Annotated in this window: 13 protein-coding genes; 5 read left to right on the top strand and 8 right to left on the bottom strand. The window is 50.6% G+C overall.

From position 1 onward, the window contains the following. The 8 genes from ST42_RS04395 to ST42_RS04430 form a co-directional block, all read right to left on the bottom strand. Positions 1 to 1,250: CCA tRNA nucleotidyltransferase (locus ST42_RS04395; protein WP_044072545.1), on the bottom strand; the 1,250-nt coding region annotated here is incomplete at its 3' end. 256 nt (positions 1,251 to 1,506) lie between these two features. After that, entirely contained in the window at positions 1,507 to 2,226 is a 720-nt protein-coding gene (locus ST42_RS04400; RefSeq protein WP_082028573.1) for a DUF4840 domain-containing protein, read from the bottom strand. A gap of 138 nt (positions 2,227 to 2,364) precedes the next feature. Next, a complete protein-coding gene (gene folE / locus ST42_RS04405; RefSeq protein WP_022315664.1) occupies positions 2,365 to 2,943 on the bottom strand; it encodes a GTP cyclohydrolase I FolE in 579 nt (192 codons plus the stop codon). 98 nt (positions 2,944 to 3,041) lie between these two features. Next, the gene (locus ST42_RS04410; protein WP_044072509.1) at positions 3,042 to 3,776 is read right to left on the bottom strand and encodes an SPOR domain-containing protein; all 735 of its coding nucleotides are present in this window, start codon (positions 3,774 to 3,776) and stop codon (positions 3,042 to 3,044) included. Between the two features lie 95 nt (positions 3,777 to 3,871). Then, positions 3,872 to 4,627, bottom strand: a complete 756-nt coding sequence (gene tpiA / locus ST42_RS14630) for a triose-phosphate isomerase (protein WP_022315666.1) — start codon at positions 4,625 to 4,627, stop codon at positions 3,872 to 3,874. Between the two features lie 33 nt (positions 4,628 to 4,660). Further along, complete coding sequence (locus ST42_RS14635) at positions 4,661 to 6,010, bottom strand: BT_3928 family protein (RefSeq protein WP_044072510.1); 1,350 nt, start codon at positions 6,008 to 6,010, stop codon at positions 4,661 to 4,663. Positions 6,011 to 6,021: 11 nt separating this feature from the next. Further along, a complete protein-coding gene (locus ST42_RS04425) occupies positions 6,022 to 6,576 on the bottom strand; it encodes a DUF1599 domain-containing protein (protein WP_022315668.1) in 555 nt (184 codons plus the stop codon). Between the two features lie 203 nt (positions 6,577 to 6,779). Further along, positions 6,780 to 7,223 (bottom strand): outer membrane protein assembly factor BamD, encoded by a 444-nt coding sequence (locus tag ST42_RS04430; RefSeq protein ID WP_042517091.1) that lies wholly within the window; start codon positions 7,221 to 7,223, stop codon positions 6,780 to 6,782. A gap of 437 nt (positions 7,224 to 7,660) precedes the next feature. Between ST42_RS04430 and gmd the strand changes: the two genes are divergently transcribed. The 5 genes from gmd to porW all read left to right on the top strand — a co-directional run bounded on the left by gmd (position 7,661) and on the right by porW (position 16,613). Next, positions 7,661 to 8,752, top strand: a complete 1,092-nt coding sequence (gmd, locus tag ST42_RS04435; RefSeq protein WP_022315670.1) for a GDP-mannose 4,6-dehydratase — start codon at positions 7,661 to 7,663, stop codon at positions 8,750 to 8,752. Between the two features lie 36 nt (positions 8,753 to 8,788). Further along, entirely contained in the window at positions 8,789 to 9,997 is a 1,209-nt protein-coding gene (locus ST42_RS04440; RefSeq protein ID WP_042517093.1) for a GDP-L-fucose synthase family protein, read from the top strand. A gap of 299 nt (positions 9,998 to 10,296) precedes the next feature. Further along, positions 10,297 to 11,697: an undecaprenyl-phosphate glucose phosphotransferase gene (locus tag ST42_RS04445; RefSeq protein WP_044072548.1), complete on the top strand. Its 1,401-nt coding sequence runs from the start codon at positions 10,297 to 10,299 to the stop codon at positions 11,695 to 11,697. A 55-nt stretch (positions 11,698 to 11,752) separates the two neighbouring features. Continuing rightward, positions 11,753 to 13,003: a 3-phosphoshikimate 1-carboxyvinyltransferase gene (locus ST42_RS04450; RefSeq protein ID WP_044072513.1), complete on the top strand. Its 1,251-nt coding sequence runs from the start codon at positions 11,753 to 11,755 to the stop codon at positions 13,001 to 13,003. Positions 13,004 to 13,160: 157 nt separating this feature from the next. Further along, positions 13,161 to 16,613, top strand: a complete 3,453-nt coding sequence (gene porW, locus ST42_RS04455; protein WP_082028574.1) for a type IX secretion system periplasmic lipoprotein PorW/SprE — start codon at positions 13,161 to 13,163, stop codon at positions 16,611 to 16,613. Positions 16,614 to 16,659 lie beyond the last annotated feature (46 nt).

Here is a 16,659-nt window from a genome sequence, read left to right on the forward strand (position 1 = left end):
AAAAAAAAACGCTTGAAGTCCTTTTCCTTAAGGTCAGTGAGTTTCTCGCGCACCATACGGAAATTCTCGAGGAACTGCTGCTTGCGCACCTGGTTTTTGCTCGTGATGTCTGCCTCGCAGAGAATCATCAAGTCATCGATATCGTCGCCGGCATCATTGATGAGTCGGCGCACGGCGCTGTCGGTCACCACATCGTCGGCGATGGCGATGGGGCGCATGTGCAGGTCGACGAGTTTCTGCACGTATTTCATCTTGGCATCCATCGGAAGCTTCATCCTGCGGAATATCTCCGGCACCATCTTGGCACCGATGAAGTTGTGGTTGTGGAATGTCCATCCGGCAATGGGGTCCCAGCGCTTGCTGCGCGCTTTTCCGATGTCGTGCATGAGGGCTGCCCAGCGCAGCCACAGATTGTCGCTCCGGCGGCTAACGTTGTCGAGCACCTCAAGTGTGTGATAGAAGTTATTCTTGTGTGCCCTGCCGTTTTTGGTCTCTATGATATCGAGAGCGCTAAGCTCCGGCATTATCAGCGGCAGCAGTCCGCAACGCTGCAGGTCAACGAACCCCTTGCTCGGTGTCTTGGTCATCATTATCTTGTTCAGCTCCTCTTCCACTCTCTCTCCGCTAATGATCTTTATCCTGTCGGCATTGCGCTGCAGTGCGTCGAAGGTCTCTTCTTCTATAAAGAAGTTGAGCTGTGTGGCGAAACGTATGCAGCGCAGCATGCGCAGCGGGTCGTCGGAGAATGTGATGTCGGGATCGAGGGGTGTGCGTATGATGCCGTCTTCCATGTCGTATACTCCGTCGAAGGGATCCACGAGCTCACCGAAGCGGTCTTTGTTCAGGCATACGGCAAGTGCATTGATGGTGAAGTCGCGACGGTTCTGGTCGTCTTCGAGCGTACCGTCTTCAACGATCGGCTTTCGTGACCCACGGGTGTAGCTCTCACGGCGGGCGCCTACGAACTCAACTTCCGTTCCCTTGTATTTCACCTGTGCCGTTCCGAAATTGCGGAACACGGAGATATGAGCCTTCCTGCCGAGCGACCGCCTCAGTGCGTCGGCCACCTTTATCCCACTGCCCACCACCACGACGTCAATGTCGTTTGACGGGCGCTCAAGAAAGAGGTCGCGCACGTAGCCCCCCACTACATAGCACTCCAGTCCGAGGGAGTCGGCTGCATCTGAAATTTTATGGAATATTTCTTTGTCAAGTATTTGTGCCAGTTCGGCGTCACTCAATAGTCTCATATACTGTATATAAATAAAAGCGGCTGCAAAGTTAATGATTTTGTATAAGATTATGAAATTTAGCCAATGACAAAATACAGACAGGTGGCATTTTAACCCAAATCGGCAATTAGGGCTTGCTTGGATTTTGATTTTTAGAAGAGCGGATTTTGTTTTTTAGAGAATGGATTGGGGAAACAAAAAAAACTGCCGCAGCAAGTGACTATCCATGTAGTCAACCTGCTGCGGCAGTATATCTCATCTCTGCAATATGCTTTTATTTCTCTCCGTTGAACTCGAATATGAGATCCTGGAGTTCTGTTCCGGTAGAGTTGTTGTCGTAGAGAGCCTTTCCGTCGAGGAGCTTGTCCTTGCCGTTCACGTCCTTACCGTCGTAGATGGCAGCCTCGTAGATCTGGATATAGTTCTTGTTGGAACTGTAGATACCTCTTGTCATGCTGATGAAGGCTATGGCAATATCGTGTGATGCGCCACCGAAGTTGAGCGTCATTCTTACGGGGTTTGGAGCCACATAGTAATACAAGAAGCTGTTCTTGGCGGTGAAGATGCTGAAGTTCATCTTCAGGTCCATCGTTCCCACTTCCTCAGCAGACTTCACGATTTCGTCGTTGCGCTTCAGCTTGGCGAGTTCGTCAGCAGAGAGTTCTGCGAGCTGCTGCTCGGTATAGTTCTTCGTTACAGGCAATGACTTGAAGAAGAGCTTCACAGGGAAGTCGTAGATGGTGATGGTGTTGTCGAGCGACATCTTTGTGGTGACAACGAGCGAGTCAACCTGCTTGGGGTATTTCGTCTTGTCAATGTTCTTGTCAAACCAGTACAACTTTCCGCTGTATGTTCCGGCTGCGTTCATAAGCCAATTCTGCTTCTCCTTGTCTGAGAGCTGTTCATCGTCGTTGCTGTCGAGACATGACACCATTGTCATAGAGACCATCAATGCCATAAGCATCAATGGCAGTAGTTTTCTTAGTTTATTCATATTACAAATAATTTTTATTTCATTTTTTACCTGTAAAACTCCGATGATGTCATTTCATTGCATGGCGACGGTATATTTTTTCTGTCTGGTATGGAGGATATTCCACCGAGCCTCACTGCCGGCACCGGCTGCAGGGCATCACTTATGGATGAGGTTCATGAACTCCTGACGGGTCTTTGCCTGTTCGAAGGCACCGCAGAAGTCGCTGGTTGTGGTGATGGAGTTCTGCTTCTCCACGCCTCTCATCTGCATGCACATGTGTTTAGCCTCAACCACCACGATTACGCCCTGTGGATGCAAAGTCTCGTTGATGCAGTCTTTTATCTGCTGCGTCATTCTCTCCTGCACCTGCAGACGATGGCTGAAGATGTCTACCACGCGCGCTATCTTGCTCAGTCCGGTGATGTATCCGTTGGGGATATACGCCACGTGCACCTTTCCATAGAACGGCAGCATGTGGTGCTCGCAGAGCGAGAAGAAGTCGATGTCCTTCACGATTACCATCTGGTTGTATTCTTCCTTGAAGAGTGCGTCGGTAAGCACTTTGTGTGCGTCCTGCGTATATCCGCGTGTCAGCACTTGCATCGCCTTGGCTACGCGCATCGGCGTCTTGAGCAGTCCCTCACGCTCCGTGTCTTCACCGAGCAGGTTAAGAATGCTCTTGTAGTTCTCCGCCAGCTGGTCGAGCCCGGGGCGGAATTCTGTTTCGGGATTCATTATATTGTTTTATTTTAGTTTACTGATTAACGATGTGTCATACCCTTCCTTGTGGGGAGTAAAGGCGGGAACTGACTTTTCTCAGCCGACGGGACAGATCAGTATGCCACTGTAATCTTTCCCTTCACGATGCAAGCCTGTTTGTAGCCCATCGCCTTGATGCCTCTGAGAATCTGTTCCGCCTCTCCGTATGACCGGAAGTTGCCCACCCGGCATATCCATCGCGGAGAATAGAAATGCACGTAGACTGGCTGGTCGGGGTATTTCATCTTTATGTCGTTGCCTATGCGATTTGCCTTCTCGCGGTCGGCTCTGGAATTTCCTCCTGAATATGCCTGGATGCGATAGCCGGTCACCTTGCGGCTGTTGCGCATCATCTTCTTGCTGGTGTCTACAGGCTGCTGGCTGTCAACAGGCTGGCGGTCCTGGCTTCTGTGTGTGTTGTTTGCTTCGGCAGAAGGGTTCTTGTGCTCCGTGGAGTCTCCACGGTGATGCTCTCCTGCAGTATTCTTGTTGGGAGCCGCGGTGTGGTTTTCTTTCTTGTCCGTGGCTGCCGTATGGTGGTCTTTCTTGTCGGCAGGAACATGGGTCTTGTTTTTCTTGTCTTTGTCGTCCTGAGGCACGACGTTCTGACCTGCCTTCTGCTTAGAGGCCTGTTCCTGTGCGTATTTCAGTTTGGCGTTGTTCACCAAGTTGTCTATATCGGCACTTTGCGTCACGGTAATCTTTCCCTCTCCCGGCTTGGATTTCTGCAGGTCGTTGAGGAATGTCTGTGCCTTGGCGCTGGTGGCGAGGCATACCGTGAATACTAATATAGCGATGAACTGTTTCATGTTTGTCTTTTTGCTTTAATATAAAAAGGAGAGTCCTCTGCCGCCAATGCCGTTTGCAGGCATTCTGCGACAGGGGATGCTCTCGTATTCAATTATTATCGTGCGTCGATGATACCCTTGAAGTCGGCAGCCTTCAGAGAAGCTCCACCGATGAGTCCACCGTCGATGTCTGGCTTTGCAAACAGCTCTGGAGCGTTGCTTGCCTTGCAGCTTCCACCATAGAGGATGGTAGTGTCGTCGGCTACTTCCTTGCCATACTTGTCGGCAATCACGCTGCGGATGTATGCGTGGATCTCCTCTGCCTGGTCGGCAGTGGCGGTCTTGCCTGTACCGATAGCCCAGATTGGCTCGTAGGCAACGATGATGTTCTTGAATTCCTCTGCTGAGAGGTTGAACACGCTTCCTTCGAGTTCAGCCTTCACAACCTCGTTCTGCTTGTTTGCCTCACGCTCCTCAAGGCTCTCGCCGATGCAGAAGATTACCTTCAGACCGTTTTTCAGCGCCAGGAGCACTTTCTCCTTCAGTACCTCTGGAGTATCATTGTAATAGCCTCTGCGCTCTGAGTGGCCGATGATGACATACTGTGCACCGGTGCTCTTCACCATCTCTGCTGACACCTCGCCGGTGTATGCGCCCTTCTCCTTGTCGGCGCAGTTTTCGGCTCCAAGACCGATTACGCTCTGATCGAGGAACTGTGCGATGCTTGCCAGATGGATGAATGGAGTGCAGATTATCACTCCGCAGTTTGGCTTCTGTGCTGTCAGTGTGTCGTTAAGCTCCTTTGCCAGAGCTACTCCGTCTTGCAGGTTCATGTTCATCTTCCAGTTTCCTGCTACAATTTTCTTTCTCATTTCCTTTTACTTTTGCTAATAATTAAAATGATGTTATCCCTCGTCTGCGACGGGGGTGTTGTTGTCTTTGTCAGTAGAATCACTTCCGCCTGTCTGTCCTGCCGCCGACTTCTGTTTTCTGAAGCGGCGCGTCCATGCCCATGTCCTGTCGGCAAGCGACAGGATGAACAGCGGAAGGAAGAACCACAGCAGCGACAGGCATATTTTCTTGCCCAGCGATGTGACTGAGAGCTTGCCCTCGGGCAGTTTGTCGAGCGGCGCCGACTCGTCGTCGAGCTGCGGCAGCTGGTTATGGCTCCATTTGCCTATCACCACTCCATCTTTCAGCAACAGCAGTCCGGGATTGCTTCTGACGATTGTCTTCAGCGTGGTCTCGTCGGTGAAGAGGAACGGGTATTCGGCTCCCGTCATGTCCCGCCAGCGGTCTATCGCCTTGGCGTTGCTTGCCGTGAGGCAGTAGAAGCGGTATTTATGCGCCTGGGCATAGTCGTAGAGTTGGTTCATGTTGCCGAAGTATGAGTCGTTGGCATTCTCCAGATGTGGCGACACGAGCAGGAAGGTGTATCCCTTGGAGGATATCACGTCGTCTGTCATGTCGTCGCCCGTCGTCATGTCTTCCATGCTGAAGTCATGTATCGGCGGTACGTACCCCTCGCTCGTCTGTACGGTCTTGCTGTCTACGAAAGTCCATGTGGAGTCGGGATAGTTTTCGAGGGTGAACTCCTTGGTCTGTCCGTTTTTCTTCAGTATGAAGGTGGTCTCAAACTGTGGCTGCTCTGCTCCGGGCGGTATTTCCATCCCCTTGCGTATGTCGGCACCGATGTGGTATGGACGGAAGTCGAATACCGGCAGTGCATACAGGCAATATGTACTTGTGGCTATGCTATACAGTATGGTATAGTTGATGGCTATCCACTGGTTTGCCTTGCCTATGAACCTCACCATGGCGCACGGCCATTTACACACGACGATGGAGGCGGCGAGCAGCACGATGTTCTTGAGGAGCGTCTCACCGTTGGTGAGTTTCAATGCATCGCCGAAACATCCGCAGTCTTTCACGGGATCGGCTATAGCTATCCATACCGTTATGGCGGTCATCACCGTCATGAAGGCGAGTATCAGCTTGGACACGAGCCTGCGGCGGATGGCAAAGAGCAGGAGGATTCCAAGCGACAGTTCCACGGCAGCCAGCAGCACCGAGGCGCTGAGCGTGAGATAGTCGGGAACGGACCCTTCGAGATTCACGGCGGCAAGATAGTCGTTCAGCTTATATTGCGTTCCGATGGGGTCTACCGCCTTCACGTAGCCTGAGAACACGAATGTCAGTGCCACCACGAAGCGGCACACGTTGACTCCGATATCTTTTATCGTCTCCTTGTTCATCAGCCTCTTTGTCACTCCCCGTATGTCAGTTTTATCACTCCGAACACGGAGTAGTTTATGATGTCCATATAGTTGGCGTCGATTCCTTCAGAAACGAGGGTTCCTCCGCCAAGGTTCTCTATCTCTTTCACTCGTTCTATCTTTGTCAGGATGAAATCGGTATAGCTGCTCACGCGCATCATGCGCCACGCCTCGTCGTAGTCGTGGTTCTTGCGGAGCATGAGCTGCAGGGCCTCAGAGGCATATTTGTCGTATAGCGCCAGGGCCTCATCGTTGGTGATGTCCACGCTGTCGGCAAATCCTTTCTCGAGCTGTATCAGTCCTACGATGCCATAGTTTATCAGCGCCACGAATTCCGAACGTATGTCGTCTTCAACCATAGCCTTGCCTTTCACCTCGATGCTGCGTATGCGGCGCGCCTTGATGAGGAGCTGGTCGGTGAGCGACGATGGTCGGAGCATTCGCCATGACGCATTGTAGTCGTGTAGCTTCTTCGCAAAGAGCGTGCGACAGCCTTCGAGTGTTTCCTTGAACTGCTTTTCCGTTTCTGGATTTTCCTTAGCCATTGTATGATGCTCTGTTTATGGGTCTTATTTTATTTTTAAATGACTTACCAGAAGTCAATATTGGGGCAAAGTTACACATTAATATTGACAATCAAGTGATTTGAAAAGTTTTTTAACCCAAATCGGCGATTTGAGCGACTATAAGCAATCTCCACTTGTCATTGCCACAGCATTTTCTCCCCTTTTCCCTTTCCGCATACAGACTATCCCTTGCGCTTCTCTCTTATCAGTCTGACCATAGCACACTGGGTATCGAACGCCACCTGAAGGGAGTCTCTCTGCTGGCGCAGTCTGGCGAGCTTGTCGAGGGCTGCATCGCCGTTGCTTCCGGAATGCGAATCCACCACTGCAGCCATACTGTCGAGGCGGCACTGTGCAGTCTGCAGTTGCATATCGAGACGGGCTATTTCCGACTGTGCGAGTTTTTCGGATGCGTCCTGATAGAGTGTCAGCGCCTGACGCCTCTCTTCCACTGCTTCGGGATGAGAGCGGCGGAGGGAGTCAACAAGCCGCAACGACTCTTTGTAGTTCCCTTTGTCATATTGTCCCTGGGCTTCTGTGAGAATGCGCCGGGCCTCTTCCTTGCCATTGTCAGCACATGCCGAAAACAGCGCCAGCGCCAAGGCAAAGCAAATTATCTTTTTCATTTCTTCTTGTTTTTTGCGGACAAAGGTAATGCAAATTCAAGAGCAATGCAAAACAAAAGCGGTTTGATTTCACTTTGTCCCTTCCTTACCCAATCCGGGACAAGTGTATAAAGCCCGAATCGGCCATTGGGACTTGCTCGGATTTTGACTTTTCAGAAGACGCCTTTCACCTGTTTGAAAGAAAAGGTACGAAGCTACGCTCTAATTTCACACACGCATCAAAGACAATTATCAGATAAAAAAAAACAGGAATCATCCCAAGAAAAGAGAAATCAGTCAAGAATTTCAACATATTATATAATAATGGCATTTAAACCACAAAATAAGTTGCACATCTTAATTTAGATTTGTAACTTTGCGAGCTGAATGCACTATTATAACGCTATAATAGCGGATTTTCAACATAAAAAAGGACACAACAGAACAAACAGTTATTTATGAAGAATATAGCTCTTATTACAGGCATCACGGGCCAGGACGGCTCGTTTTTGGCAGAATTCCTGCTCGGTAAAGGATATGAAGTACACGGTACGATACGCCGTTCATCGGTTGACTTCCGTGAGCGCATCGCCCATCTTGAGGGACAGCCACACTTCCATCTGCATTATGCCGACATGGGAGATTCCATGAGCCTCATACAGGTGGTGAGCAAGGTGCGACCCACAGAGATATACAACCTCGCGGCACAGAGCCACGTGCAGGTGAGCTTCGACTCACCGGAGTTCACAGCCGACGTTGACGCAACCGGAGTGCTCAGAGTGCTCGAGGCTGTGCGCCAGTGCGGACTTGCCGACACATGCCGAATATATCAGGCATCGACATCGGAGCTATACGGAAAGGTGGAGGAAGTGCCACAGAACGAAAACACTCCGTTCCATCCATATAGCCCATACGCCGTGGCAAAGCTCTACGGATATTGGATTGTGAAGGAATACCGCGAGGCTTACAATATGTTCTGCTGCTCGGGAATCCTTTTCAACCATGAGAGCGAGCGCAGAGGCGAGACGTTCGTGACACGCAAGATAACACTCGCGGCAGCACGCATCGCACAGGGAAAACAGGAAAAGCTTTACCTGGGCAACCTTTCTTCGCTGCGCGACTGGGGATACGCCAAGGACTACGTGGAGTGTATGTGGCTCATCCTGCAGCATGACAAACCGGAGGACTTCGTCATCGCTACCGGAGTGCAGCACTCTGTGCGTGACTTCTGCTATCTGGCATTCAAGCATGTCGGCATAGAACTGGAATTCAAGGGCGAAGGCGAAAACGAGAAGGGTATCGACAAGAAGACGGGCAAGGTAATCATCGAGGTGTCAAAGGATTTCTATCGCCCTACCGACGTGGTGAATCTCTGGGGAGACCCAACCAAGGCAAAGGCTAAGTTGGGATGGGACCCGGGCAAGACATCGTTTGAGAAGCTCGTCAAAATAATGGTTGACGCCGACATGGCAAAGGTGGCAGTGGAACGCGCCGGAGAGAAGGTGAAGACAAACCTCGCCGAATATCTTGAGAAGGGTATCGTGAAATAACAACACCGATATAGGAATACAAAACACTAATAAAATATGTCATTAGACAAAAGCAGCAAAATCTACATCGCCGGTCACCACGGACTCGTGGGGTCGGCGATATGGAACAATCTTAAGGCAAGGGGATACGAAAACCTGGTGGGACGTTCACACAAAGAGCTGGACCTCACAGACCAATACGCAGTGGAGAAATTCTTCGACGAGGAGAAGCCGGACGCTGTGGTGCTCGCAGCAGCCTTCGTGGGCGGAATAATGGCGAACTCGCTATACCGCGCCGACTTCATCATGCAGAACATGAAGATGCAGTGCAACGTGATAAGCAACGCATATTCGCACGGGGTGAAGAAACTGCTCTTCCTCGGTTCAACTTGCATCTATCCGAAGGATGCGCCACAACCGATGAAGGAGGACGCACTGCTCACCTCACCACTGGAATACACCAACGAGGAATATGCAATAGCAAAGATTGCCGGACTGAAAATGTGTGAGAGCTACAACCTGCAGTATGGCACGAACTATATCGCCGTGATGCCGACGAACCTATATGGACCGAACGACAACTTCCATCTGGAGAACAGCCACGTGATGCCTGCGATGATGCGCAAGATATATCTGGCAAAGCTTATCCACGACGGAGCATGGGACATGATTGAGAAGGATATGGACAAACGACCGATCAACCCAGACGACAAGCTACGCCAGACTATAGGTGAAGGGAACGTGGACGGAAAGAATCCGAAGGACCGCATACTCAAGGCTCTGGAATACTACGGGATATACGACAACAAAGTGGTGCTCTGGGGTACCGGCAAGCCGCTGCGCGAATTCCTGTGGAGCGAAGACATGGCCGACGCCAGTGTACACGTGCTGCTCAACGTGGACTTCAAAGACATCATAGGCATAGAGAAATACAGCTCGGTGTTCTATGGAGCAAAGGTTGACGGAACAGTAGACCGCAACAACAGCGAGGGACGAGGAGGTGCGATACCGCAGCTCGGCGAAATAAGGAACTGCCATATCAACGTGGGCACAGGCAAAGAACTGACAATCAAGGAATTGTCTGAACTTGTGGTAAAAGCAGTAGGATTCGAAGGAACAGTGGAATTCGACGCAAGCAAGCCGGACGGCACACCACGCAAACTCATCGATGTGAGCAAGCTGCACAGTCTGGGATGGACCCACAAGGTGGAGATAGAAGACGGAGTGGAGAAACTGTTCAAGTGGTATAAGGACGGCATCAGCTGACACATGCTTACGAGTCTGCAACAACAGCAAAGGCTCAAAAACTCTGAAAAAAGGAAGAAAAGAAGACTAAATGAGGACTGGGAAGAGACACCCCCGACTCGCCGACAATCCGGGGACAATGCATGTCAAAACCTGCATTGCCCCTGACAAAGACGAGAAAGAGATACCATGAGAAAAAGAAACATCCTTTCTATCAGACTATACCGACTTAAGATAAAAAGAGCAAAGATCTCTAATAAAAAAACAAGTTTTGAACTACGCATATGGAATGGGTACAAGTAAATATGGGCGGAACATGGATGAGACAGAAGCTGAACAATATGCACAGCAACGGTCTCGTAGTAGCTGCCACCATCCTTGGCGACTTCATCATCGCCATGCTGACATACTGGCTCTTCAACACCGTGAAAGGCACGCCGTTGGACGACACGCAGCTACACACGTCGATACTCATCGGAGTGATCTACTGCGCCTGCATACTCAACGGCGGAGTAATACTATACATACGCAACGTGAAGAGATTTCAGATAGTGACGCTCGTGACAAGAAACGTGCTGCTCTTCGTGGTCCTGTCTGTGCCGCTGCTCAGACTCGGTCATTTCAACCACATGAGCTACAAAATCCTACCGCTCTTCCTCTTCTCGCTGATATTCATGGTGTCGGCATACCGCATTTTCGTGAGATGGGCGGTGATAAGCTACAGAAGACGAGGCAAATCAATCAACCGGGTGGTGTTCGTCGGCAGTAAGGAGAACAACATCTCGCTATACAAAGAAATGCTCGCAATATCATCTTTGGGATACCAAGTGGTGGGATATTTCGATGACCAGCCTAACCAGAACTTTCCCCAAGAATGCAAATTCCTTGGCAAGACGAGCGAAGTGATAGACTATCTCAAGGGCAACCATTCAATACATGAGCTGTTCTGCTGTCTGCCATCAAGCCGTGCCGACGAGATCCTGCCGATAATACACTACTGCGAAAAGAATTTCATACACTTCTACAACGTACCGAACGTGACGAACTACCTGCACCACAGGGTTTATTTCAACATGCTCGGCAACGTGCCATACCTGAGTCTCTACAGGGAACCTCTCTCCCATCCCGAAAACCGTGCACTGAAACGTGCCTTCGACATCGTGGTGTCGGGAGTGTTCCTGGTGACGCTGTTCCCTATCATTTTCATTATCGTGGCAATAATAACGAAACTGACAATGCCGGGACCGATTTTCTTCAAGCAGAAAAGAAACGGACTGAACGGCAAGGAGTTCTACTGCTACAAATTCCGCAGCATGAAGGTGAACGCTGATGCCGACAAACTGCAGGCTACGAAAGACGATCCGAGAAAGACGAAATGGGGCGACATAATGAGAAAGACGAACATCGACGAGATGCCGCAGTTCTGGAATGTGCTGAAGGGGGACATGAGCGTGGTGGGACCGCGCCCACATATGCTCAAGCACACTGAGGAATACTCAAAGCTAATCGACAAATATATGATACGCCATTTCGTGAAACCGGGAATAACGGGATGGAGCCAAGTGACCGGATTCAGAGGTGAAACGAAACAGCTGTCACAGATGGAGGGCAGAGTGGAAGGCGACATCTGGTATATAGAGCATTGGTCGATAGGTCTCGACTTATATATAATGTATCGCACGGTGAGAAATATCATCGAAGGCGACAATGCGGCTTATTGATACGAAACGGCAAGAAAAACGCCACATAGCGAAACCAATTTAAAAAGATACAGACATGACATATAGAATAACGGCACCACAACAGCTCGAAACGGGAATAAATCTGCCGGCATCGAAGAGCATCAGCAACAGGGCGCTCATCATATATGCCCTCTCGGGAAGGAAGACAATGCCGGAACATCTCTCAGACTGCGACGATACAGTGGTAATGGTCAACGCACTGAGAGACATGCCCGAAACCATCGACATCAAGGCGGGCGGCACGGCAATGAGATTTCTGACAGCTTATCTTGCCGTGACACCTGGAGAGCACACTATAACGGGAACGGAACGCATGAGACACCGCCCAATCAACATCCTGGCCGACGCACTGCTAAGACTCGGCGCCGACGTGGCATACGAAGAGAACGAGGGATTCCCGCCATTGCGCATCAAGGGAAGACAGCTGCAGGGAGGTTCGCTGGAAGTACAGGGCGACGTAAGCTCGCAGTTCATCTCAGCCCTGCTCATGATTGCACCGGGTATGGAGAAGGGACTGACACTGCATCTCACCGGAGACATCATCTCCAGACCATACATCGACCTGACTCTCTGCACAATGCGCAACTTCGGAGCGAATGCAGAATGGACAGACAACGACACTATAGAAGTGAAGCCTCAACCATACACCCCACAGGATTATTACATCGAGAGCGACTGGAGTGCGGCGTCATACTGGTATGAGATTCTCGCCCTCTCAAAAGACAACGAGGCAGAGATAAAACTCAACGGACTGATGGACGGTTCGCTGCAGGGCGACTCCGTGGTGAAATACCTCTTCAGCATGCTGGGCATCAAGACTTCGTTCAGCAGCAGGACACTCAACGTGCCGACAACTGTGACACTACGCAAGACCGGACTTGTGTCGGCACGGCTCGACTACAACTTCATCAACCAGCCAGACCTGGCACAGACATTCGTAGTGACCTGCGCAATGATGGGAGTGCCGTTCCATTTCACAGGACTCGCCACACTGCACATCAAGGAGACCGACCGAATCGTGGCGCTGAAAACGGAAATGCGCAAGCTGGGATATGTGATAAGCGACGGCGACGGAACGGAACTGATATGGGACGGAGAGCGCTGCGAACCGGAAGAAAATCCCGTAATCGAAACCTATGAGGACCATCGTATGGCATTGGCTTTCGCTCCTGCGGCATCACAGATACCAGGACTGGGAATCAACAATCCGCAAGTGGTGACGAAATCATATCCGCATTTCTGGAAAGACCTGGCAGACGCCGGTTTCCTGATCTCGGAAGAATAGCAGGACCGGAGCAAAACAATCTGCCGACAATCTTTATTACACAAGATAATACAAAACATCCGCACATACAATAAAAAGCGGTTTTTTGAGTTATTATAGAGTGAAAAATATTATAGACAAACATACATTATCAATAGTCGTGGCGTTTCTTGCCGTCATGACCGTAATCGGCTGCTCCACACAGAAGAACACATCGGCAAGCAGATGGTGGCATTCATTCAACGCAAGATACAACACCTACTACAACGGTTCGTTAGCATATATAGACGCTTCTCTCGAAAAAGAGAACGGCAACAAGGACAACTTCACTGAGATGTTGCCCCTATACACCGTGGGCAACAAAGCAAGCCGCGAACTGGGAAAGGGAAACTTCGACCGCGCAATAGAAAAATGCCAGAAGGCGATAAAGCTGCACAGCATCAAGAAACGACCGGAATGGAACAAATCGCGCAAGAAAAACGCAAAAGACATCGAATGGCTGAACAGACGCGAATACAACCCGTTCCTCTGGAAAGCATGGCTGCTGATGGGACGCTCACAATTCATGAAGGGGTCGTTCGACGAAGCGGCTTCCACTTTCGCATACATGAGCCGTCTGTATGCCACGCAACCCGCTATCTACGGCAAGGCAAGGGCATGGCTGGCAAGATGCTACGTGGAACAGGACTGGCTATACGACGCAGAGGACGTGATAACCAAAATAAAGCGAGACTCGCTGAACTGGAGGGCGCAGAAAGACTGGGACTACACCTACGCCGACTACTATATCCGAACAGGCAGATACCAGGAGGCAATACCTTATCTGAGAAAGGTAATCAAACACGAGGGACGCCGCAAGCAGCGCGCCCGCGAATGGTATCTGATGGGACAGCTGCAGACCGCTGTAGGCAACAGGCAGGAGGCATACAAGGCATACAGAAGCGTGATAAGGCAGCAACCGCCATACGAACTGGAATTCAATGCCCGCATAGCCATGACGGAAGTGATGGCAACGGGAAAATGGAAGCAAATGGTGGGCAGACTGAAACGAATGGCGAGAAACGACAACAACAAGGAATATCTCGACCAGGTGTATTATGCCATCGGAAACATATACATGAACCAGAAGGACACCGTGCAGGCAATTGCCGCATATGAGAAGGGAAACGCCAAATCTACGCGCAACGGAATAGAGAAAGGCGTGCTGCTCCTGACACTCGGCGACATTTACTGGGCGAAGGAGGACTTCAGCAACGCACGACGCTGCTACGGGGAAGCCATCGGACTGCTCGACAAAGACCGCAAGGACTACAAGCAACTGTCTGACCGCTCGAAGATTCTCGACGAACTCGTTCCACATACCGACGCTGTACACCTGCAGGACTCTCTGCAGGCTCTCGCCAAGATGTCGGAGAAAGACCGCAATGCCGCCATCGACCGTGTGATAGAAGCGCTGAAGAAGAAGGAAAAGGAAGAGCGCGACGCACAGGCCGAAGCCGAGGCACAGCGCGTTCAGGCACAGAACGGAGGCAGCGCAAACGCTGACCAGAGAAACAACATCACAAACAACACCCAACAGAAGAAAGACGCCATCTGGTATTTCTACAACCCTATGGCAGTGAGTCAAGGCAAGGCTACCTTCCAGAAACTATGGGGAAAGCGCGAGAACGTGGACGACTGGCAGCGAGTGAACAAGACCGTCGTCGCACAGGCACAGGGAGTGGAAGAGATGACCGACGAGATGAGAGACTCACTGGCAAACGTGGCACAAATGGAGGACTCACTGGCAAATGTGGCTGACAGCGCACAGAACGATCCACACAAACGGGAATATTATCTCGCACAGATTCCGTTCACCGAAGAACAGGTGGAGGCGAGCAACCTCCTTATAATGGACGGACTATACAATGCAGGAGTGATATTCAAGGACAAACTCGACAACCTCGTGCTCAGCGAAAAGGAGCTGCGACGTCTTGCCGACGACTACCCTACTTACGAGCACATGGACAATGCATACTATCATTTGTTCCTGCTCTACAGCAGAATGCACCAGCCACAGACGGCTGCATCATATCTCGAAAAGCTGAAAAGCGGATTCCCCGACAGCGAATGGACGACGCTGCTCTCCGACCCGCATTTCGTGGAGAACGCACGCTATGGCGTGCATCTGGAAGACTCTCTGTATGCCGCCACATACGATGCCTTCAAGGCTGACAAGTTCATGGAGGTGAAAAACAACGTGCAGATATCGGCAACACGATTCCCATTGGGTGCAAACCGCGACAAGTTCATTTTCTTCGACGGTATGGCAAAGCTGAACAGCGGTGACGCCAAAGGTTGCGTAGACGACATGAAGATCGTGGTGGACAAATACCCGAAGAGCGAAGTGAGCACACTGGCAGGAATGATTGTAAACGGAGTGAACGCCGGAAGAAAACTGCATGGCGGAAAATTCGACATCAGCGATGTGTGGGAGAGACGTGCCGAAGTGATGAGCGACAGTGACTCTATAAAGACGCGCAAATTCACGGCGGAGCGCAATGTGGACTTCTCGTTCATCATCGCCTATCAGACTGACTCCATAAACGAGAACCAGCTGCTCTTCGAATTGGCGAAATACAATTTCAGCAACTTCCTCGTCAGAAACTTCGAGATAGCAAGAGAAGAAGTGGAAGGATTGGAAAGAATGGTGATAAGCGGATTCAAGAGCTACGACGAGGCGCTGCAATACGCACGACAGCTATACTCCAACAATAACATCCTGCGACTCACACGCAAGGCAAGAGCGATAATAATCAGCGACTCCAACAAGGAGCTGCTCGGAACGCAATACAGTTATAACGACTATGACAAGTTCTACGAGAAGCACTTCGTACCGCTGCGCATCAGTACCATGCGACTGCTCTCTGAGCCGGAAACGATAGAATACGAAAAGGAACCGGAAAGCGAGAAGCAGGAGGAGAACAAATTATACAATGGCGGAGTGATCGACGACGACACGTTCCTGCAGTTGGGAATACCGACAAACGACGAGAAGCAGAACGAGGAGAACGATGGCACCATAATACCTATCGACAGTCAAACAGTTGCGCCTGCCGACAACGGTCTGACAATACCGGTGGACAACAACGTGGCAGCACCGACTGACAAGAAGGTTGAAACACCTGTTGACGACAACACATTCTCTCTGCCTGACACTGACAACTTGACGACAGACCAGCAGGAAACATTCGACATGACTCCTGAACGACAGTCTGCCAACGACAGAAAGCAGCAAACCGCAAACGACGACCTGCCAAACATAGAGTTGGAACAGCAGGCGGAAAAGGAAGTGCCAAAGCCGACAAAGGAACCTGCCAAGACAGATAGTCCTGCAATGACTGAGAAAACGGAAAAGACAGGCACCTCAGCCAAGACGGAGTCTACAACCAAGACGGAGAAAGCGACAACGACAGAGAAGCCTGCGCCCAAGAAGGAAGAAGAGAAAAAGCCTCAACAGCAAGACAACGGCATCCACTTCACCGACGACGCTGACGACAACAACTACAATATCCAGCAGGACGACAAAAAGCAGAAGAAGCAACAGGAATTCAACCTCGAAGACGACTACTACGAGCTGGACGGATTCTAACCCACTGTTGCATGTCATCATGGATCAAGTATATTGAATAATAAAT

This window comes from Prevotella pectinovora (genome assembly GCF_000834015.1).
GTDB lineage: Bacteria > Bacteroidota > Bacteroidia > Bacteroidales > Bacteroidaceae > Prevotella > Prevotella pectinovora.

What these genes read in the sequence shown, in the direction of transcription:
- ST42_RS04410 (WP_044072509.1), bottom strand. Translation starts at nt 3,776, where the DNA reads ATGAAACAGTTCATCGCTATATTAGTATTCACGGTATGCCTCGCCACC.
- ST42_RS04425 (WP_022315668.1), bottom strand. Translation starts at nt 6,576, where the DNA reads ATGGCTAAGGAAAATCCAGAAACGGAAAAGCAGTTCAAGGAAACACTC.
- ST42_RS04400 (WP_082028573.1), bottom strand. Translation starts at nt 2,226, where the DNA reads ATGAATAAACTAAGAAAACTACTGCCATTGATGCTTATGGCATTGATG.
- porW (WP_082028574.1), top strand. Translation starts at nt 13,161, where the DNA reads ATGACCGTAATCGGCTGCTCCACACAGAAGAACACATCGGCAAGCAGA.
- ST42_RS04450 (WP_044072513.1), top strand. Translation starts at nt 11,753, where the DNA reads ATGACATATAGAATAACGGCACCACAACAGCTCGAAACGGGAATAAAT.
- ST42_RS14635 (WP_044072510.1), bottom strand. Translation starts at nt 6,010, where the DNA reads ATGAACAAGGAGACGATAAAAGATATCGGAGTCAACGTGTGCCGCTTC.
- gmd (WP_022315670.1), top strand. Translation starts at nt 7,661, where the DNA reads ATGAAGAATATAGCTCTTATTACAGGCATCACGGGCCAGGACGGCTCG.
- ST42_RS04445 (WP_044072548.1), top strand. Translation starts at nt 10,297, where the DNA reads ATGAGACAGAAGCTGAACAATATGCACAGCAACGGTCTCGTAGTAGCT.
- ST42_RS04430 (WP_042517091.1), bottom strand. Translation starts at nt 7,223, where the DNA reads ATGAAAAAGATAATTTGCTTTGCCTTGGCGCTGGCGCTGTTTTCGGCA.
- tpiA (WP_022315666.1), bottom strand. Translation starts at nt 4,627, where the DNA reads ATGAGAAAGAAAATTGTAGCAGGAAACTGGAAGATGAACATGAACCTG.
- ST42_RS04440 (WP_042517093.1), top strand. Translation starts at nt 8,789, where the DNA reads ATGTCATTAGACAAAAGCAGCAAAATCTACATCGCCGGTCACCACGGA.
- folE (WP_022315664.1), bottom strand. Translation starts at nt 2,943, where the DNA reads ATGAATCCCGAAACAGAATTCCGCCCCGGGCTCGACCAGCTGGCGGAG.